Source organism: Flavobacterium sp. 90, assembly GCF_004339525.1.
In the GTDB taxonomy this organism is placed as follows: Bacteria; Bacteroidota; Bacteroidia; order Flavobacteriales; family Flavobacteriaceae; genus Flavobacterium.
In genome coordinates this window covers 4,892,215-4,911,509 of record NZ_SMGE01000001.1, presented here as the reverse complement: position 1 = coordinate 4,911,509, position 19,295 = coordinate 4,892,215, and the positions used below count along the sequence as shown (strand labels likewise).

Below are 19,295 nucleotides of genomic sequence, written 5' to 3'. Positions count from 1 at the left end.
GTAAAAACTAAAAACTGTAAAGGCTTGAAAATGATTTAAAAACTTCTTTAAATTCGAGAGAAACAACGCATTTTGATGCTTATTTTACACAAAACAGAAAACGTTTTCGAAGCAAACATTCCTTAACAATTCTATTTTGAAATTGTGACCTTGTTTATAAATAGTAAACTTTTTGAGTTATATTTTACTAATTTGAGTTATTGAACAAACATTATATTATGAACGCCAAATTTGTGTTTAGTCCCTACGGGACAATTTGATATGGTTTCTGTTTTATGTTCTACCAACATTTAATCTCTCCGAGATATTCTTTTATCGAAATTATTACTCAATATTTTATAATGTTTATAGGCAATACTCCGCTAGGAGTTAAATATTGGTAACAAACTTATCACACCCAGAAAAAATGTCCCGTAGGGACTACACCTTTATCAAAATCAAACAAAAACAAAATGACGTTTTAAACAAAGCAAAATGACATTCTGAACAAACTCCGCCTTTTAAGTTCCCAATAACTTTGCTTTATAACAATTACTTAAAAAGTGCACAAAATGAAAACAAACAATTATCAGGGAACTTTCCAAAAACCAATTGGTTCAGGATTTAATGCAAAATCAACAACAAACGAAGTTATCAAAGGAATTGATCTTACGGGAAAAATTGCAATTGTAACAGGCGGTAACACCGGAATTGGTTTAGAAACTGTAAAAATTCTTGCCGAAGCCGGAGCGACAGTAATCGTTCCTGCAAGAGATATTGAGAAAGCAAAGAAAAACTTAAAAGATATTCCGAATGTCGAACTGGAAATTATGGATTTAATGAATTCCGGTTCTATAAACACATTTGCAGAAAAATTTCTTTCGTCGGGAAGATCTTTACATTTATTGATTAATAATGCCGGAATTATGTGGGTTCCTTATCGTCGTGACAATCGCGGAATCGAATCGCAATTGGCTACGAATTATTTGGCACAATTTCAACTTACCGCGAGATTATGGTCAGCGCTTAAAAAAGCCAAAGCTGCGAGAGTAATAAGCGTTTCATCGCAAGGACATCAGTTTGGTACTTTTGATTTTAATGATCCTAACTTTTTACATAAAGAATACGAAACTTTACAGGCTTACGGACAATCCAAAACAGCTTGTAATTTATTTGCTTTGGAATTAGATAATCGTGCTAAAGATTTTGGCGTGAGATCTTATTCCTTACATCCGGGATCTATCAATGGAACGGAACTTGCTAGAGAAGCTTCTTTAGATTTATTTCAGAAAATGGGATTATGTGATGCCAATGGGAATATTCGACCTGAAATACTGGCAAATCTAAAAACGATTCCGCAAGGCGCGGCAACAACGGTTTGGTGCGCAACGAGTCCGCTTCTTGAAGATATTGGCGGTGTGTATTGTGAAGATGCCGAAATTGCTTCAATTGCAACCGATTCTTCTGTAACTCCCGGAGTAAAATTATATTCGCTTGACGAAGACAATGCCAAAAGATTATGGTTGCTAAGCGAAGAAATGACGGGAATAAGTTTTGATGTTCTTTAAGATGGGATGTCTTTTTTATTTTATTGAATAGCCTCCTGCTTTAGTTCAATGACATTAACTTAAGGGGAATCTACAAAATTACTTAACAGTTTAATCACGAAAGTAATTAGAAAAATCCGTTTTTATCAGCGTTTTCGCTTTAGCTAATCAGTTAAATCAGCGTCTAAATTTGACGCGGATAAAACAGATTTACTTCGTAAAAACGCAGATAAAAACGGATTTTATTTTCTAAAAGCTTAACTTAATTACATTGTGCTTTAGCCGGAGCCTATTCAAAAAATCTCGCTCCTGAACTCTGTACGCACATGCAAGCAACTGTACAAACATTATTGAAAATTAAAAAACAACATAATTATTCCGTTGGCGACGATTATAAATCATCCTAAATATGGCAAAACTAAAGTGCTTTTTTAAAGTAAAGTTGGTTTGGATTTTCCTGATTATTTTCATTTTTATAAATGAATTCCTGATATCCTAGAGATTTTAAAGTTTTGATTAAAACAACATCAATTTCAAAAGCTTTTGCCCAAATCAAATCGTGTTTTCTTTGTAAGGCAATTTCTTCGGCACGTTTAAAGAGTAAAATTAAATCATCCGGATTAAAATAAACGATGTCTTCTAATCCAATTGCTTTGTTGGCTTCAATATTTTGATTTGAAAGTCGGGACGAATTTAACTTCATAAAAGACAAAGGATTTTCGTTTTCGTAAACCATCAACATTTCGATCGAAAAATCATTTTGAATTCTGAAAAACTCTTGCTTTGATAGATTTTCCGTTGCATACTTCTCTCCTATTTCTTTTGATGATCCAAATAAATCAGCATAAAACTTAAGAGCTTTCTCTTCCATCCAAACGATATTGTCATTTATTATCACTACGAATCTTGCTGCTTTAGTCATCTTTTATATTTTATTACTGAATATTAAATTTTCTACTATTTATGGCAAAGTTGCGATGATTGTTACTATTAGAAAAGAGCAAAATGTCTTCTGTTTTGTTCGAAAAGTCGGGAAGTGATTTTTAAATGGAAAAAATGATTGACGAAATTTGATTAACGATTTTTGATTTCAGATGCTTGAAACAGGGTAAATCAAAAATCGTTAATCTTCAATCTAAAATCTTTTAATTTAGTGGCTCGCCCAAAGTATCATTAATAGTCTAAATGTTTTTTCTACGATATTCGAGTGGCGAGATTTCTGTTGCTTTTTTAAAAAATCTACCAAAAGTCGATTGATTCGGGAAATTTAGTATATCGCTAATTTGGTTGATTGTCAGGTCTTTGTTCTGAAGTAGTACTTTGGCTTCGAGAATCACAATATCTTCTATCCAATTGCTGGCTGTTTTACCGCTATTATTTTTGATGACTTCTGATAAATATTTTCTGGTGACATTAAGCACATCAGCATAATATTGAACTGATCTTTGGTTTATAAAATCTTTAAAAAGTATTTCTTTAAACTTTTCGAACAAAGAATTTTGGGTTGTTTCGGTTAAGATTGTCTGCTTTATAAAATCGAGTTCGTAAATTAGAATATAAAGATAACCTCTCAGAATCGAAGGTTGATGATTTGAATTATTGTCGAGCGATTCTCTTAGTAACGAAAAGATTTGCTCAAACTTTAGTTTGTTTTTTTTGTCGAGATTGAAAACGTGCATTTCGCTATTATCAAAAAAATCATATTGTGTCAGGAAGAAAACATTTGCCTGATTATGAAGAAAAAATTGTGGTTTGAAAAAGATAATATCGATTAAAATTTCGGCGCTGTCTTTTGTAAAACTTCTAATCACCGAAGGTCCTAATGTGATTATAGCGGGTGCATGAACTACAACTTTTTTTAGACGGGTTTGCATGACAATACTGCCCTTTCTTAGAAATTCTATGGCGTAACTTTCTGCCCGATAAGGTTCGCTGATATACGGATGATCTTTTGCCTGAACATAAAAATAATCTTTATCATTGTTGATATTGCTAAACAAACTCTTATGATGTGCGAGCGAGTATGTTGTAATTTTATTCTTCAATGATTTTGTTTTAAGCTGTATCAAATATACTTAACGTTTTTTGCCTAACAAAAAAATGGCGCTATACAGCGCCATTTTTTGCATTCTTTTATCATAAAAGAACATATGTTGAAATTGATTTTTATTTTTTATCGATTTTATAAAGTCTTCCACCATCTGTAATGGCGTACAAAGCCCCGTCGTTTCCTTGTGTTACATCTCTAAAACGTTGGTTTTCTGAAGCCAGAAGTCTTTCTTCACCAATCACTTTATTGTCTTTTATGGCAAGACGCACAATATGCATTCCGCTTAAAGCGCCTATGAAAAGGTTATTTTGCCATTCAGGAACACGATTACCGGTATAAAAAGTCATTCCGCTTGGCGAAACTACGGGATCCCAGTAATAAACAGGTTGTTCTAAACCATCTTGCTGCTGAATTCCCGCACCAACTTTTTCTCCGCTATATTCTATTCCGTATGTAATTGTTGGCCATCCGTAATTTGCGCCTGGTTTTATGCGGTTAATTTCATCTCCACCTCTTGGTCCGTGTTCTGCCAGCCAAATGTCGCCTGTCACAGGATTAAGCGCTAAACCTTGCGGATTTCTATGACCATAACTATACAATTCCGGTAAAGCTCCGGTTTGTGTAAAAACAGGATTTCCAGTTGCAGGCTGCCCGTCTTTTGTTATTCTGATTACTTTTCCTAAACCTGTTGCAACTGATTGTGCCAATGGTCTTGTTTCTAATACAGAACGTTCTCCCGTACTTATGACAAGAAAACCTGTTTTATCAAAAAGAATACGTCCGCCATAATGTAGCGTACTTGCGTTGGCAGGTTTAGCTCTGTAAATTACGGTCGCTCCTTCGATTGTTTTTTCGTCAGCAGATAATTTTCCTTTGGCTACAGCCGTATTATTTCCGCCTGTTGTAGCTTCTGCAAAAACCCAGTAGATCATTCGATTTGCAGTAAATTCAGGATCAATAGTTAATCCTAATAAACCACCTTGTCCGGCAGCATTAACAGCAGGAATACCAGTTATTGGAGCACTCAAAACTCCGGCGGTAGTTGCAATGCGCATCGTTCCGGTTTTCTCCGTAATTAATAATCTGCCATCGGGAAGACTTTTTATTCCCCAAGGACTTGTTAAGCTTGTAGCAAGAACAACTCCTGCATATGGTGTATTGGTTTGAACTCCATTTATACGGGTTTGCCCTGCAAATGCGGGTTTATAAGTTGTGTTGGCAGCATTTCCTTCTACAGGATTCGTGGTTGTACCTGGATTTGAATCGACATCTTTGTCTTTGTCATTTGCACAGCTAAATAAGGTCATTAGCACACTTGCAACAATAGTAATCTGGTTAATAGTTCTCATAGGTTTGGGATTTTAAGGATTAAAAAAATACAAATGGTAGATATTGTAATTTAGAACAAAACAAAAATCTTGAATTAAAATTAAAAAAAGTTATACAATTTATGAGAAAATTTATACAATTATACTATTCTAAATATAATTCCCACATCTTAACGATAAACTAGATAACATTAAAAACTAAAGACAGAAAAGATTTAAACCTTGCGAAAATGTCTCTAACTTTGCTTAACGCATGATATAATCGAAAAAAAAATACAACGTCTAACTTACTCGAAAAAATGGAATACGAAGCACAATATATAACGCCGGATATTAAACTTTCTTGTTATGAAGATAAGTTTTTCAAATCAGATGTAATGTTTGATCTGCATATGTTGGTTTGGTTTATTTCGGGCGAAACCAAGATTGTACAAACTGATGGAATTCATGTTTTCAAGAAAGGAGATATTTTTCTGATTCCCAGAAATCAACTTGCAACGATTATAAATTATCCAAAAGACGGACAACCTCATAAAACCGTCGTAATGCATTTATCAACTGAAAAACTGAAAGATTTCTATGCAAATCTGGATGTAAAACCAAAGACCAATATATCTTCAAAAATATATTCGTATAACAATCATCCGTTACTCGAAAGCTGTTTGGCGTCATTGATTCCGTATTTTGAGATTACAACACTTCCCGAAAATATCGCCGACTTAAAAATAACCGAAGCCATTAGTATTCTAAGATCGATTGATTCTGAAATAGATAATGTTCTGGCGAATTTTGAAGAACCGGGAAAAATTGATTTGGTCAATTTTATGGAACGTAACTTTATGTTCAATATGCCGCTGGAAAGACTTGGATATCTTACCGGAAGAAGTTTGTCGACTTTTAATCGGGATTTTAAAAAATATTTCGATACAACTCCGCAAAAATGGCTGACTAAAAAAAGGCTTGATCTCGCCCATTATCAGCTAAGCAAAAACAAGAAAAAAACAATTGATGTTTGTTATGAAGTTGGTTTTGAGAACTTATCGCATTTCTCTTATGCGTTTAAAAAACAATTTGGTTATACTGCGACAGAATTAATAAGCATCAATAACCAAATCAATATATAAAGCAATATTAGCTATCACAATACTATTGATTTGGTTAGAAATATTGAATCTTATTTATTTTGGAAAATAATTACCTTTCAAAACAAGTTTAACAGATCCAATTACTACTCCTAAAACGACAATATTTGTTAGACAAAAAACAATTAAAGCCAATATCATGACCGTAAAATCAGCGGTTTTTAAAGCAAAAATTGACAATCCCTGTGACAAAGTAGCAATCCCAAAAGTATAAGCCCAATATCCCGGTGCAAAAGCTTGTTCTTTCAACCATTTTATAGCAAAAGTTATCGAAACAAAGAGAAATAAAGCATATCCCATTAATGCGTAAGTAATTGAAATATTACCAGTTTTTCCTGTCAAAACCTGATACGCAACAAATAAAACAACTACAGGCGCCATATAAATTCCCATAAAATTTCTTGTTTTAGCAGCAAGTCCGCCCACAATCAATTGATTTGTAATTACAGAATCCATAATCAGCCATGAGATAGTTCCGATTCCAAGAAGTACAAATCCGTAATTTGTATATCCCAACAATCCCGCTGCAAGAGCATTAACCAAAATACTTGCGGTAAAGGTCAAAAACAAAGATGGTGTTGTTTGATGCGCTTCACGTTTCTCTGTCCATAAACCCGAAAGTCTGTACGCACCATAAAGAAGGTTTAATACTGAACCTATCCAAAATAAAGCAATAGCAATTGAATAATCATAAACATGAATGGCAATTGCAACCAAAATTACAGACTCAGGAATCAGCGCCAAAAAAGAAGATTGAACAGGATCATTGAATTCACTTACCGCTAATTTTCTGTGCTGAATCCATTTGTTGCAATAAAGTGTTAACCACCAAATAAACGAAAGTACAGCTAGAACTTCTAAAATTTCGCCAATATAACTTGGTAAATTCCATAATGGTGTCGCGTTTCTCCACGCATTTCCTGTTTCTGCTAATCCCAATGTCATAGCAAAAAAAGATGCAGGTGCAATTGGCAATGTAATTTTCTGTTTTTCAAATTTTTGTTGTGCGATTTTGTAATCGATTTTATTCATCATTAAAATATTAAGTTTAACTTTTAGCAAAATTATACTGATTTAGCAAAATATAAATTGTAATATTCTTCGTTAATATAGTAATAAGAGGTTATGATAAAGAATAATATATATCTTCCGTATGAAGTTATTTTTAGCGAAATAACAGAATCGCTACAAACTGAAGTGGGAAATAATTTCTTTGAACTGCTTTATATTGTATCCGGAACCGGAATTCAAACTATCAATCAAAATCGATTGTCGTACGAACCCGGGCATTTATTTTTAATTACACCTCAGGATTTTCATTCTTTAGAAATAAAGGAAAAAACGACTGTTTTTCAGTTGCGTTTTACTGATATTTATATCAAAAACGGACCTTTTACTTCTAATAATCTTTATAAACTTGAATATATTTTACATCATGCGCATCATCAGCCCGGATGTATTTTGAAAAGAATTACGGATAAAAATCTTGTTCATCCGGTTATCGAAGCAATCAGACATGAATACCACAATCCAACTTTGTACAATACTGAACTTATTCAGCTATTAATCAATACTTTGATTGTAATTATTGCCCGAAATATCTCTGAATATCTACCGGAAAATATCAATAAACAATCGGATGGAAAGACACATTCATTATTAGAATACATTCAAACTCATATTTATGAACCTGAAAAACTGAGCGTAACAGTTATGAGCGAGAAGTTTGGTATTTCAGAAACGTATTTAGGACGGTATTTTAAAAAACAAGCCAACGAAACTTTGCAAGATTATATTTCGAAATACCGAATAAAACTGGTAGAAAACAGATTGCTTTATAGTGATTTGCGTGTGGGAGAAATTGCAAATGAATTGGGTTTTAATGATGAAAGTCATTTGAATAAAATCTTCAAAAAACATCGTGGCACTACTCCATCAGCTTTTAGAAAAAAAACTTTGAGCGCTTAAAACTTAATTATTGATTTTCGTTTTCGCTTTTTAATTGTAAAGCTCTTTGTAAAAAACTCTGGTGCAAAATCTTATTTTCGGCTTCGTCAATTGCTTTCAGTAAATTATTCTGATTGTCTGCAATATCAGAAAGAACCTGAGTCATTACGCCCCAAACAGGTTCCATTTTTGAGATAAGCTCCTGCCCTTTTGTGGTTAAAACAATAAGACGTTTACGTTCATCGATTTTATCTTTTTTCGAACGAATCAGTTTTTGCTTTTCTAATTCTTTGAGCAAACTAATTGTCGAAGGATGTGTATAACCAATTTCGTTTGCAATTTCGACAACGCTCAAAACTCCTTTGTGATGTAAAGTGTAAATAACCGGAAACCATTTGGGCTCAAAATCGATTCCATATGATTTATAAAACAAAGCGCCGTCTTTGCGTAATTGTTCGCTTAGACGCTGTAATCGCGTTGAAATGGCTAAAATTCCCGATTCATCAATAATATTCATCCTTATTTTTTAGTTTTAAATGACAAAATACATTGTCTGCGCTCATTACCGGAAATGCCTTTGGAAGTGATTCTTTCTCAATACGTACAAAATTATTTCTTTCGTAAAAACGCAAAGCAGCTTCTAAGATCGATATTGTTCCCAAATATAAATCATCGATTTCACTTTCTCTACAATAATCGACCAAAGTCTCTAATAATTTCTGTGCAATTGAAAACTCTTTTCCTCGGAATTCCTTTTTTACAAACATTTTTCTGATCGCAGCTTCGGAGTTGCTGAATTTTACCAAAGCAATTGTACCAACCAATTCTTCGTTGATAAAAGCGCCCCAGAAACCGCCACCACTGGCATAATAAAAATTGGTTATGTTCAATAAATCCGGTTGGTCTTCTAATGTAATTGGAACATTAAATTCTTTTTGCTGAATGCTTAAAACTAAATCTACTACAGCATCTGCATATTTATTTTCGATTGGAATAATTATAGGTTTCATATCAAATAAAATTAAAACACAAAACTACGTAGTTAAATACATAAATAAAAATATTTTTTGAAATTTATGATTTTTTTGAGAAAGAAGAAGTTTTTAAATTCTCGTTATGCTGCAGAGAAATATGCACGCAAAGTCGCTAAGGCGCAAAGTTTTATATTTATTGCAACAGATTAATAAAGCTTAAAGCAATTAAGATCATCAGCGAAAAAAAACTTTGCGCCCTTGCGACTTTGCGAGATTAACAACAAAAAAAGACTCTAGAAATGTGAAACTTATCATAAAAAATAAAAAAGATTTGCATATATGACCAATCGGTCATATATTTGTCCTCGATAAATGAAACGATCATGACAAAGGGAGAAGAAACCAGACAATTCATTATAGAAAAAGCAGCACCAATTTTTAATACAAAAGGGATTGCCGCAACTGCTATGAGTGATATTATGGAGGCTACAAAGTTGTCTAAAGGAAGTATGTATGTTCATTTTGAAAACAAAGATGTTCTTGCCTGTGCTGCTGTAGATCATAATATGAAGGTATTAGTTGATAAACTTTTGCTTGAAATCAGTAAAACCAAAACGGCAAAAGAGGAACTTTACAGGTATATAGATTTCTTTAGTAATGCTGTAAATCCGCCTCTTACGGGAGGTTGTCCTTTATTGAATTTTGGAACTGAAGCTGATGATACTAATCCTGTTGTAAAGGAGAAAATAAATAAAGGCTGTAACTCAAATCAAGAATTATTGACCAATATTGTCAATAAAGGAATCGCAAACGGAGAATTTAATCCGGAATGGAATGCCGAAGAATTTGGAGTCGTAATGTTTGCCATGATGGAAGGCGGTCACTTAATTTCGAGAGTTTCAGGCAATAATGATAAGATGAAAATCATCACAAAAACGCTAAAAAAAATTATAGAGGAAAACACACTCTAATTTTTTTTATCTAAAAAATGACCTTTCGGTCATATTTTAAATAAAAAAACAATATCAATTACAATCACAAAATTCAATATCAATTACAAACGAATAACAATTACACAAAACATCAATTCACATCTCACAATTAACAATTTACATTTCACAATTAACCATTAATAATTAAATATCATGTCAAAAACAATTTTAATTTCAGGATCAACAAAAGGATTTGGTAGAGCCTGGACAGAAGCATTTTTAGAAAAAGGATACAAGGTAGCTGCAACAGCCAGAAATATTGAATCTCTTAATGATTTGAAGGCAAAATACGGAGACGCTATTTTACCACTTACGCTTGACGTAAACAACCGCGAAGATTCGTTTGCTGTGGTACGAAAAGTACAAGAGCATTTTGGAACAATCGATATCTTAATCAACAATGCGGGTTACGCTTTAAACGGAGCGGTTGAAGAAGCTAGCGAAAAAGAAGCCAGAGCACAATTTGAAACAAATTTCTTTGGTACACTTTGGTTAACTCAAGCTGTTTTACCAACTATGAGAAATCAAAAAAGCGGTCATATTATTCAGGTTTCTTCTATTTTGGGAATCACAACTTTACCAAATTTAGGTCTTTATAATGCTACTAAATTTGCTGTCGAAGGTCTTACTGAAACATTGGCTCAAGAGGTAAAACAATTTGGAATCAATGTAACTTTGGTTGAACCAAATGGTTATGTTACTGATATTTGGGGTAACGGATTCAACAGCGAAAGTATTCCTGCATATGAAGGAATTAGAAAAGCAATTGCTGAAGGACATGATCCTGATACTTTCGGAAAAACAAACGCTACTGTACCTGCGATTGTTAAATTGGTTGAAGCCGAAAATCCGCCTTTACGTTTATTTTTAGGAAAAGTGGCATTGCCTTTTGCAAAACAAACTTACGAGCAAAAAATTGCAACCTGGGAAGAATGGGCTGATGTTTCTGTGGCTGCACACGGATAATTAAATCCTCTTTTATAACTCCAAAAACTGCGTAAAATTGAATAGGTTTTACGCAGTTTTTTTATGCTTTTCAATTAAATTTGAAAATCCGTTTTTATCCGCGTCTTTACGAAGTAAATCCGTTTTATCTGCGTTATTATAAAGACGCTGATTTAACTGATTCGCTAAAGCGAAAACGCAGATAAAACGGATTTCTTTTATACTGATTCCAGAAAAAGGAATAGATATTCTGAATATTCTGCGTTCAAAAACTACTATTTCTAGAAATAGGATCTCTTTTACTATCATAATCATAAATAGCTTTGTTATTTCAGTTTAATCCTCATAAAATTAACAGTTCTCCTCGTTTATTACTTATATTTGATTCTGCTAAAACCTAGATTACAAATACTTAGTAAATTATGAAACACTGTTATTGTTTTCTTCTATTGGTTTTTATTTCTGTTCCTTCTTTTGCACAATTAACTTCTTCGACAGCACAATACGATTTAAAGAAAAAGAGAGTCTTGATTCAGCTTTGTTCGATGTTTTTGTATGGAAAAAATCAGGGGAAAATCGACGAAGACAGTTCGGCAGTTTTAGCGGTTAGAGCTTATAATTTACCTCTTTCGTTAAGGTATGACGAAGGATTTAATGACTCCAAAGAAAGTGTTTTACCCGGATCTGAATTTATCGAAAAAGGAAATTTCAAAGCTGTAAATCAACTTTTAGAAAATTCAAAAAATACAGATAAAATTAAATTATTGCTTCAGCTTGGAAGCTTTTACCTTTTTAAACCGGGAACAAAACCGCAAGATCTTCAAAATGCTTTTTCGAATATAAAAGAAGCGCTTGAACTTAGTAATAAACTCAAGATTCAGAAATGGCAAAACCAGAGCTTAATGCTTCTTGGTAAATACTACGCTCAGGCGAATAATCCAATTGAAAGCAAAAATTGCTTTGAAAAAGTTGTTGCCGAATGCAAGAAACAAAACGATAAAAAAGCATTGGCTGATGCATTGGCAAATCAAGCTTTATATTTGCCAAACCAAGATCCACAGAAGGAAATTCTTTTAAATGAAGTTATAAAATTATATACGGATTTAGGCTTAGACGACAAAAAAATAGAAATGCACATGAGGCTTATCACTGTGCATTATTATACCGGAAATATTAAACTGGCGCTTAAAGAGTTTTATCAAAATTTATACTATCAAAGGCAATACGGTTTTAAACATACACACTTTACCGAAGGCACAATATCCTACATTGAACTTTTGCGTTACAATACCAAAAGCGCTTTGTATTATGCTCTAAAGAGTGTAAAAACGATGGAAACGATCAATGATTATAATTTTGCTGATGTATTTTATCTCCGTTTTGGCAACGTATATCTTACTCTTGGTCATTATGAAGAAGCGTTGGATTTGTATAAAAAAAGCGTAGAAGCCGGACATCAGAATATTAATAGTGGTGGTTTTTACAGAAGTTTTGTAAGTCTTGTTGCAGCACTTTTCTCCAGAGGAAAAACGACGGAAGCCATCAATTATATCAATACAATTGTCCTAAAATATCCTCCAACAGATGTTTTTGATAAAATGATAGTCAATAATGTGAGAGCCGTTTGCTACGAACGCTTGAAAAACTATGCGCTGGCAGAAAATTATTTTAAAGAAATGGATCTCAACGCACAAAAACTTACAGGTTCTGAAACGTTGTTTGATGTACTAAATTCATACTCATCAATGACCGCTTTTTATGCGCACAGACACAGACCTGTAGAAGCTAAATTTTATGCTGATAAGATTCTGACGCTTTCAAAAGCTTATAAACGAAATTATACATCTGAGAATCTGGAACTTTCTTTGTCATTAATAGATTCTTTAAATGGCAATTACCAAACGGCGTTGAAGCATTTTCAGAACTATAAAAAACTAAATGATTCTTTGGTTGATTTTTCGAAAAACAAACAAATCGAAGAGCTTAAAATTCAATATGAAACGCTGAATAAAGAACAAAAAATCAACTTTTTGAACAATCAATCTTCATTACAAAAAAGCGAATTACAGAAATCAAAACTGCTCAATACTCTTTCGATCTGGAGTTTGATTTTATTGTCCATCACAATTGGTTTACTTTATAACCGTTACCGATTAAAAAAACGAAATCACGCCAAACTAGCGCTTAAAGAAAAAGAAATTAAACTAAAAAACACGAATCTGCGGCATTTGCTACATGAAAAAGAATGGCTTTTAAAGGAAATTCACCATCGTGTAAAAAACAATCTTCAAACAGTTATCAGTCTTTTGAATTCACAATCGGCCTATTTGGATAATGATATGGCTTTGTCAGCGATAAAAAATAGTCAACACAGGATTCATTCGATGTCATTGATTCATCAGAAACTTTATAATTCTGATAATATTTCGACGATAAATATGCCTAATTATATTCGGGAATTAGTCGAATATTTAAGAGAATCGTTTAATCTTGGGCAAAGAATACGCTTTGAAATAAAAGTTGATACTTTGGAATTAGATGTTGCACAAGCAATTCCGTTAGGACTTATTTTGAATGAAGCGATTACCAATTCGATTAAATATGCTTTTCCGGATGATCGCAGCGGAATGATTTATGTAACGCTCGAAGCGACCTCAAATAACTATTATTTACTGACAATTCTGGATAATGGAATTGGAATTGATGTTGACTTTTCTTCAAAGAAAATCAACTCTTTTGGATTAAGTCTGATCAAAGGATTAAGTGCGGATCTTGATGCCAAATTCACAATGGAAAACCATAATGGAACGGTTTTGAAAATTGAATTTTTAGCTGAACTTCCTATTACTAAAAAAGAGTTGGAGATTTAGTGTAAACTAAAATTTTAAACACATAGCTATGTGTTTAAAATATTTTTTCACGCAGATTTTGCAGATTGAGCAGATTTTATTTGAATTTATATATTCTGATTTTACACTTTAAACTAACCACCAATTCCAAAAGATGAATTTGAAATTGGTGTAATTAGTTCTTATAAAAAACCTTTTATTATTGAGTTTTAAGCTCCAAAATCTGTCGAAAAAGTAAACTCTTTATTGACTTCGATTTCATTTTTTAAAGAATCAATTTTATAATTCGCAAATTGATACGCATCTGATCCCGTTAATAAATGAAGCGGTGGTTGAGGCCATTTTGAAACTTCAATAATTAATGCGGCTACTTTTTCAGGATCGCCTAATTGTTTCCCCGGAAGATCTTCCTGATGAGAACGCACTGCATCACGAATTTCTGTATAAGCTTCGATTGGTTCCAAAGTTGTGATCAACGAACTACTATTAAGAAAATTGGTACGTACATAACCCGGTTCAATAAGTGTCACTTTGATCCCAAAAGGTTTAACCTCTTGAACAAGTGCTTCGGAAATGGCTTCTACCGCAAACTTTGTACTGCAATATATTCCCCAACCGGCTCCGGCAAGTAATCCAAATACGGAAGAAAGGTTTATAATATGTCCAAATTTTGCTGCTCTCATATGTGGTAAAATTGCTCTTGTAACATTTAGCAATCCAAATACATTGACGTCAAAATTGGCGCGGACTTCTGCATCAGAACTTTCTTCGATTCCGCCTATTAATCCATATCCGGCATTGTTTACCAAATATTCAATGGATTCAAATTTTGCCAAAGTATCTTTTACAGCTTGCTTTACACTTGATTCGTCAACCAGATTTACTTCAAGCGGAAGAAAGTTTTCCGATGAAATTCCAACTGCTTTTTTAAGCGCTTCTGCATTTCTTGCTGTTGCAGCTACATTATATCCTTGTGCCAATAATTGTTTGACTAAAATGAGTCCGATTCCTTGGGATGTTCCGGTTATAAACCATGTTTTATCTTGATTTTTCATAATCTCTTTATTATGTTTATTATTCCTCATTTATAAAACGGAAACTTATTTTTTTCCATTTTCTTTAATGTCTTTATAAGCATTTGGAACATTGAAATTAAAATGAAGCCAATTAAAAAGTTCATATCCTTTATCAAATTCTTTCATTGTTACAGCAGCTTTTGTCTGCTCTAAAGTGAGTCCTTTTTTAACGGCATTTTCGACATTTGTTTTTAATGCCTCAACATAATCAATTGTGTATTTTATTCCGGCTTTATTCGTAATGCGGCCATGACCTGGAACGACAATATCTTTATCAGAAATCATATTGTAAATTTTGTTCAGATTGTTTACGGGTTCCAGAAAATAACCATCAAACAGCCACGGAATTGTTGGACTTTCGGCAATAAAAGGATTTCCTGCCCACAATACATTTCCTGAAGCCGATTTTAAATACACGAATAAATCTGCCGGAGATTGCGCCGTTCCTACGTTTATAACTTCAACAACATTTCCTTTTCCCATATCTATTTTCATGGTTTCATTGATTGGAATTGTAATATCCGCGGGACGATAAACGCTCTCTTCGATTCCTCTTCCTTTGCCAAAAAGCATAATCATAAACTGCTTGATATTGTCGTAATTTTTAGAAAGATTCTCTTTGCAGAATTCGTTTTGAATAACAATAGTCTCTTTTGGAAGTAAATAATTTCCAAAACAATGATCTCCGTGATCGCTCGTATTTATGGCATATACAATTGGTTTATCAGTCACACTTCTGATTAATTTATAAAGCTGGTCGTATAATCTTTTGCTTAACATAGTTTCGATAAGCAAAACACCTTTGTCGCCAACAATAAATCCTGCCGAAGTCGCTTGTGCAATTCCTTTTGAGGTTTCGGCTTCGGCAGTTTCTGGCGCTACTGAATAAACGTTTTCTGCGATTTTATGCAATTTCAAAGTCACTTTATTCGCATCCCAAATCGGGACATGATCCGGCATTGGAAACTGCGCATAAGCCACAGTATTACAAAGGAAAAACAAGATAATTACTGTAAATCCTGAGAGAATGTTTTTAGTTTTCATGGTATATTTTTTATTCTGATAAAGTTATTTTGCAAGGAAAAAAGCCAATAAATCTTTTTGAACCTGAGCTGTATTTTCCTGAACTAACCAATGTCCTGAACCTGCAATTTTTGATTCGGTTACATTCTCTGCCACTAATTTTGAATGATCTTTTAAAAATGCTGCTGCAAAATATTCTCCACCCATTGCAAGCAAAGGCATTTTAAGTTTTGTTTTCATAAAGATCAAGTTATCTTTTCCGTCTTGCGGAAAGTTTCCAAACCATTTAAAACTTGATTTTGCTGCATCTTTTACTGCGTATGCTCTAACAAATTCTGCCGTTTCTTCCGGAGTAAAAGGATCTTTAACGTGTCCAACCATCGGCCAGAAATTTGTCAAAAACTCTTTTTCTTTTCCTTTAACAATATCTCCTGAAGCTGGCCATGCAAAAAATCCAAACCACCATGCCGAAGCTGAAACTTGCGACCAAACTGGCTCAATTCCCGGAAGCAAAGCATCCATTAAAGCTAGTTTTTTTACTTCGCTGCCATATTGTGCCGCATATGCGTAAGCGACCATTAACCCGATATCGTGACCTGCAAGATTAATATTTGTGTAGCCTAATTTTTTAACCAATTCGTGAATATCGGTTGCCATTGTTTTTTTGTCATAACCACTTTCCGGTTTGTCTGACTCTCCAACTCCTCTTAAATCCGGTGCAATAACTGTAAAGTGTTTCGAAAGTTCAGGAAGCAGGCGATTCCACATGTACCAGTTTTGACCAAAACCATGAACTAATACTAATGGATCGCCTTTTCCTCCAATTACGTAATGAATTTTTACACCATTGACCAAGGCAGTTTCATGTTTAAAATTTGCCGGCGGATCTGCTGGTTTCGTTACTGCTGAATCTGCTGTAATAGTTGATTCATCAGCAACGGTTTTTGTAGCTTCTTCTTTTTTATTGCAAGATGCAAATGATAAAAAGCTGATTATTAACAGGCCAAAGAATCCTTTTGAAGCTTTTGACCATACATTTTGGTTAGAAATTAATTTCATGATTTTATATTTAAAAGTTATTAAATGCTTACTAATAGGCTAGAATTGTGCCTAAGACATAAAACCTTTTAAATTCAATACTTTACACTTTTTTAAGAACTCATAAAAAGTTGTATTTCGTTATCATTTGAAAAACATTGACGATATAACACTAAAATCGGATCAGTTTTGATTCTTATATCATCAAGATTCTTTTATCTCTTAATTCGGCAATTTTTATAACTTTATCGTTCTATTATAAAGTTTGATAAACTTTTGACTTAATCTTAGAACAAAACAATCACAAAATGGAAATCGACACAATTCTAGACGAAATATTTAAATTACCGGAAGAATCAAAAACTGCGATAAAACGAAATATCACTCAGATAAAATATCCAAAAGGGCATATTCTTCTAAATGCTGGAAAAGTGGAGTCGAATATTTATTTTATAAAAAAAGGAATCGTTCGTGCTTATGTAAATCAGAATGATAATGAAGTTACTTTTTGGTTTGGAAAGGAAGGTCAGACCGTAATCTCGATGAAAAGCTATACGCAAGACGAAAAAGGATATGAAGATATCGAGCTTCTCGAAGATTGTGAACTTTATGAATTAAAGAAAGAAGATCTTCAGAAACTATTTGATTCTGATATTCATATTGCAAACTGGGGCAGAAAATTTGCCGAAATAGAACTTGTAAAAACCGAAGAACGACTGATTTCGCGCCAGTTTAAAAACGCCACAGATCGTTATTTGGAATTATTAACCAATCATCCTGAATTAATTAGAAGAATTCAATTAGGTCATATTGCTTCTTATCTTGGAATCACACAAGTTAGTTTAAGCAGAATTAGAGCTGAGATTAAATAATTTCATTTTTTATCATTTGTTAAATTTTATTTGCCTCAGGAGAAGGAACTTTGCACCATAAAATTTTAACAATATGAACTGGATTATTCTAATTATTGCGGGACTGTTTGAAGTCTCCTTTGCAACTTGTCTCGGAAAAGCAAAAGAAGCTGTTGGTACGGACGCTTATTTATGGTACACAGGATTTTTTATATCGCTAACCGTAAGTATGTTACTGCTTATTAAAGCTACTGAAACTTTGCCTATTGGAACTGCTTATGCGGTCTGGACAGGAATTGGCGCTGTAGGAACTGTATTAATGGGAATCTTTGTTTTTAAGGAACCCGTTGATTTCTGGAGATTGTTTTTTCTTGCCGCTTTAGTTGGTTCAATCATTGGTCTTAAAGCTGTTTCTCATTAATAAGAAGTAATTTTAGTTTTATTTCTTTCGCTTAAGCGGAAGTTTTAAAGCTAACTTAAGATATTTATTTAAAGCTCAATTCACCTGAATTGGGCTTTTTTGTTTTTAAATTCTTTATTCTCGAAATGTCGTTTTATTGGTACAATACAACACCCGTAGAGTTATTAAAATTAAGGATGAATTTAACCGCAAAGTTCGCAAAATTTTTTACGCATATCGGATTTTATAAAAACACAAAGCTCGCAAAGCTATGTGTTGATCTAGCTTTGCGAACTTTGTGTTTTCTATTTGCGTAAAGTAAAATTAAATCTTAGCGAACTTTGCGGTTAAATGGTTATTCAATACAAAATATTTTATGTTTCTCCATAGTTTTTTTTATTGATCCGTTTTATTGACCTATGTCAAACTTTTCTATCTAAAACACTTCTAGATTTGCTGTTCAAAAATCTTAATATACCTGAATTAAAATGATAAGTACTGAAATAAGTCCGTTGACACAATTTGGAACAACCAGCCAGGAACGTGTAGAAAACGCATTAAAACATCTCCAAAACGGAAAAGGAATTCTACTTACAGATGATGAAGATAGAGAAAATGAAGGCGATTTAATTTTTGCTGCACAACATATAAATGTTCCTGATATGGCAATGATGATTAGAGAATGCAGCGGTATTGTTTGTCTTTGTCTTACGAATGAAAAAGCAAACGAACTGAATCTACCTTATTTGGTAAAAGAAAATACGAGTCATTTTCAAACTCCGTTTACGATTACAATAGAAGCCAAAGAAGGTGTTACAACCGGAGTTTCGGCAGCGGACCGAATTACTACTATCAAAGCTGCTTGCGCAACAAATGCATTGCCTGAAGATTTATCAAGACCGGGACATATTTTTCCTTTGCGTGCTAAAGAAAACGGCGTTTTCGAAAGAAACGGGCATACGGAAGGAAGTATTGATTTAATGAAATTAGCAAATTTAAAACCCGAAGCTGTTCTGTGCGAATTAATGAATCCTGACGGAAGTATGGCTAAACTGGGCAGAATTATTAGTTTTGCAGCAGAAAATGAATTGGTAGTTTTATCTATAGAAGATATTATCTATTACCGCAAATTTGTTAGAGATTATAAATAAAAG

Annotated in this window: 18 protein-coding genes; 9 read left to right on the top strand and 9 right to left on the bottom strand. The window is 33.3% G+C overall.

Annotated features, from left to right (window positions below; all coding sequences use genetic code 11):
- Window positions 1-551: 551 nt before the first annotated feature.
- Window positions 552-1,547 (top strand): SDR family NAD(P)-dependent oxidoreductase, encoded by a 996-nt coding sequence (locus C8C83_RS19955; RefSeq protein WP_121330328.1) that lies wholly within the window; start codon window positions 552-554, stop codon window positions 1,545-1,547.
- Window positions 1,548-1,944: 397 nt separating this feature from the next.
- On the opposite strand, the gene C8C83_RS19950 is transcribed toward C8C83_RS19955, so the two are convergent.
- The 3 genes from C8C83_RS19950 to C8C83_RS19940 all read right to left on the bottom strand — a co-directional run bounded on the left by C8C83_RS19950 (window position 1,945) and on the right by C8C83_RS19940 (window position 4,925).
- Window positions 1,945-2,448: a hypothetical protein gene (locus C8C83_RS19950; protein WP_121330327.1), complete on the bottom strand. Its 504-nt coding sequence runs from the start codon at window positions 2,446-2,448 to the stop codon at window positions 1,945-1,947.
- A 259-nt stretch (window positions 2,449-2,707) separates the two neighbouring features.
- Window positions 2,708-3,571 carry a helix-turn-helix domain-containing protein gene (locus C8C83_RS19945; RefSeq protein ID WP_132011868.1) on the bottom strand — a complete coding sequence of 288 codons (864 nt, stop codon included), beginning with the start codon at window positions 3,569-3,571 and terminating at the stop codon, window positions 2,708-2,710.
- A gap of 121 nt (window positions 3,572-3,692) precedes the next feature.
- Entirely contained in the window at window positions 3,693-4,925 is a 1,233-nt protein-coding gene (locus tag C8C83_RS19940) for a PQQ-dependent sugar dehydrogenase (protein ID WP_121330325.1), read from the bottom strand.
- Window positions 4,926-5,203: 278 nt separating this feature from the next.
- Here C8C83_RS19940 and C8C83_RS19935 point away from each other — a divergent pair, with 278 nt between their 5' ends.
- Window positions 5,204-6,028, top strand: coding sequence for a helix-turn-helix domain-containing protein (locus C8C83_RS19935; RefSeq protein ID WP_121330324.1), 825 nt, complete (start codon window positions 5,204-5,206; stop codon window positions 6,026-6,028).
- 54 nt (window positions 6,029-6,082) lie between these two features.
- On the opposite strand, the gene C8C83_RS19930 is transcribed toward C8C83_RS19935, so the two are convergent.
- Window positions 6,083-7,081, bottom strand: coding sequence for a hypothetical protein (locus tag C8C83_RS19930; protein WP_121330323.1), 999 nt, complete (start codon window positions 7,079-7,081; stop codon window positions 6,083-6,085).
- Between the two features lie 90 nt (window positions 7,082-7,171).
- Between C8C83_RS19930 and C8C83_RS19925 the strand changes: the two genes are divergently transcribed.
- On the top strand, window positions 7,172-8,014 hold the full coding sequence (locus C8C83_RS19925; protein WP_121330322.1) for an AraC family transcriptional regulator: 843 nt from the start codon (window positions 7,172-7,174) through the stop codon (window positions 8,012-8,014).
- A 7-nt stretch (window positions 8,015-8,021) separates the two neighbouring features.
- On the opposite strand, the gene C8C83_RS19920 is transcribed toward C8C83_RS19925, so the two are convergent.
- Both C8C83_RS19920 and C8C83_RS19915 read right to left on the bottom strand, forming a co-directional pair.
- Window positions 8,022-8,510: a MarR family transcriptional regulator gene (locus C8C83_RS19920; protein WP_121330321.1), complete on the bottom strand. Its 489-nt coding sequence runs from the start codon at window positions 8,508-8,510 to the stop codon at window positions 8,022-8,024.
- Window positions 8,497-9,003, bottom strand: coding sequence for a GNAT family N-acetyltransferase (locus C8C83_RS19915; protein ID WP_121330320.1), 507 nt, complete (start codon window positions 9,001-9,003; stop codon window positions 8,497-8,499). Before C8C83_RS19915 ends, C8C83_RS19920 begins: the two co-directional genes overlap by 14 nt.
- A gap of 347 nt (window positions 9,004-9,350) precedes the next feature.
- On the opposite strand from C8C83_RS19915, the gene C8C83_RS19910 reads away from it, so the two are divergent.
- The 3 genes from C8C83_RS19910 (at window position 9,351) to C8C83_RS19900 (ending at window position 13,774) form a co-directional block, all read left to right on the top strand.
- Window positions 9,351-9,938 (top strand): TetR/AcrR family transcriptional regulator, encoded by a 588-nt coding sequence (locus tag C8C83_RS19910; RefSeq protein ID WP_121330319.1) that lies wholly within the window; start codon window positions 9,351-9,353, stop codon window positions 9,936-9,938.
- 174 nt (window positions 9,939-10,112) lie between these two features.
- Window positions 10,113-10,925 carry an SDR family NAD(P)-dependent oxidoreductase gene (locus C8C83_RS19905; RefSeq protein ID WP_121330318.1) on the top strand — a complete coding sequence of 271 codons (813 nt, stop codon included), beginning with the start codon at window positions 10,113-10,115 and terminating at the stop codon, window positions 10,923-10,925.
- Window positions 10,926-11,326: 401 nt separating this feature from the next.
- Window positions 11,327-13,774, top strand: coding sequence for a sensor histidine kinase (locus C8C83_RS19900; RefSeq protein ID WP_121330317.1), 2,448 nt, complete (start codon window positions 11,327-11,329; stop codon window positions 13,772-13,774).
- A 188-nt stretch (window positions 13,775-13,962) separates the two neighbouring features.
- Here the strand turns inward: C8C83_RS19900 and C8C83_RS19895 are convergent, their stop codons facing one another.
- The 3 genes from C8C83_RS19895 to C8C83_RS19885 are packed head-to-tail and all read right to left on the bottom strand — an operon-like array spanning window position 13,963 to window position 16,911.
- A complete protein-coding gene (locus C8C83_RS19895) occupies window positions 13,963-14,808 on the bottom strand; it encodes an oxidoreductase (RefSeq protein WP_121330316.1) in 846 nt (281 codons plus the stop codon).
- A gap of 45 nt (window positions 14,809-14,853) precedes the next feature.
- Window positions 14,854-15,873: an MBL fold metallo-hydrolase gene (locus tag C8C83_RS19890; protein WP_121330315.1), complete on the bottom strand. Its 1,020-nt coding sequence runs from the start codon at window positions 15,871-15,873 to the stop codon at window positions 14,854-14,856.
- Window positions 15,874-15,897: 24 nt separating this feature from the next.
- Window positions 15,898-16,911: an alpha/beta hydrolase gene (locus tag C8C83_RS19885; protein ID WP_121330314.1), complete on the bottom strand. Its 1,014-nt coding sequence runs from the start codon at window positions 16,909-16,911 to the stop codon at window positions 15,898-15,900.
- A gap of 287 nt (window positions 16,912-17,198) precedes the next feature.
- Between C8C83_RS19885 and C8C83_RS19880 the strand changes: the two genes are divergently transcribed.
- From C8C83_RS19880 to ribB, 3 genes are all read left to right on the top strand, one after another.
- Window positions 17,199-17,762, top strand: coding sequence for a Crp/Fnr family transcriptional regulator (locus C8C83_RS19880; RefSeq protein ID WP_121330313.1), 564 nt, complete (start codon window positions 17,199-17,201; stop codon window positions 17,760-17,762).
- Between the two features lie 73 nt (window positions 17,763-17,835).
- A complete protein-coding gene (locus C8C83_RS19875) occupies window positions 17,836-18,162 on the top strand; it encodes a multidrug efflux SMR transporter (RefSeq protein WP_099708149.1) in 327 nt (108 codons plus the stop codon).
- Window positions 18,163-18,629: 467 nt separating this feature from the next.
- On the top strand, window positions 18,630-19,292 hold the full coding sequence (gene ribB / locus C8C83_RS19870; protein WP_121330312.1) for a 3,4-dihydroxy-2-butanone-4-phosphate synthase: 663 nt from the start codon (window positions 18,630-18,632) through the stop codon (window positions 19,290-19,292).
- Window positions 19,293-19,295: the final 3 nt, after the last annotated feature.

What these genes read in the sequence shown, in the direction of transcription:
- C8C83_RS19955 (WP_121330328.1), top strand. Translation starts at nt 552, where the DNA reads ATGAAAACAAACAATTATCAGGGAACTTTCCAAAAACCAATTGGTTCA.
- C8C83_RS19950 (WP_121330327.1), bottom strand. Translation starts at nt 2,448, where the DNA reads ATGACTAAAGCAGCAAGATTCGTAGTGATAATAAATGACAATATCGTT.
- C8C83_RS19940 (WP_121330325.1), bottom strand. Translation starts at nt 4,925, where the DNA reads ATGAGAACTATTAACCAGATTACTATTGTTGCAAGTGTGCTAATGACC.
- C8C83_RS19935 (WP_121330324.1), top strand. Translation starts at nt 5,204, where the DNA reads ATGGAATACGAAGCACAATATATAACGCCGGATATTAAACTTTCTTGT.
- C8C83_RS19930 (WP_121330323.1), bottom strand. Translation starts at nt 7,081, where the DNA reads ATGATGAATAAAATCGATTACAAAATCGCACAACAAAAATTTGAAAAA.
- C8C83_RS19925 (WP_121330322.1), top strand. Translation starts at nt 7,172, where the DNA reads ATGATAAAGAATAATATATATCTTCCGTATGAAGTTATTTTTAGCGAA.
- C8C83_RS19920 (WP_121330321.1), bottom strand. Translation starts at nt 8,510, where the DNA reads ATGAATATTATTGATGAATCGGGAATTTTAGCCATTTCAACGCGATTA.
- C8C83_RS19915 (WP_121330320.1), bottom strand. Translation starts at nt 9,003, where the DNA reads ATGAAACCTATAATTATTCCAATCGAAAATAAATATGCAGATGCTGTA.
- C8C83_RS19910 (WP_121330319.1), top strand. Translation starts at nt 9,351, where the DNA reads ATGACAAAGGGAGAAGAAACCAGACAATTCATTATAGAAAAAGCAGCA.
- C8C83_RS19905 (WP_121330318.1), top strand. Translation starts at nt 10,113, where the DNA reads ATGTCAAAAACAATTTTAATTTCAGGATCAACAAAAGGATTTGGTAGA.
- C8C83_RS19900 (WP_121330317.1), top strand. Translation starts at nt 11,327, where the DNA reads ATGAAACACTGTTATTGTTTTCTTCTATTGGTTTTTATTTCTGTTCCT.
- C8C83_RS19895 (WP_121330316.1), bottom strand. Translation starts at nt 14,808, where the DNA reads ATGAAAAATCAAGATAAAACATGGTTTATAACCGGAACATCCCAAGGA.
- C8C83_RS19890 (WP_121330315.1), bottom strand. Translation starts at nt 15,873, where the DNA reads ATGAAAACTAAAAACATTCTCTCAGGATTTACAGTAATTATCTTGTTT.
- C8C83_RS19885 (WP_121330314.1), bottom strand. Translation starts at nt 16,911, where the DNA reads ATGAAATTAATTTCTAACCAAAATGTATGGTCAAAAGCTTCAAAAGGA.
- C8C83_RS19880 (WP_121330313.1), top strand. Translation starts at nt 17,199, where the DNA reads ATGGAAATCGACACAATTCTAGACGAAATATTTAAATTACCGGAAGAA.
- C8C83_RS19875 (WP_099708149.1), top strand. Translation starts at nt 17,836, where the DNA reads ATGAACTGGATTATTCTAATTATTGCGGGACTGTTTGAAGTCTCCTTT.
- ribB (WP_121330312.1), top strand. Translation starts at nt 18,630, where the DNA reads ATGATAAGTACTGAAATAAGTCCGTTGACACAATTTGGAACAACCAGC.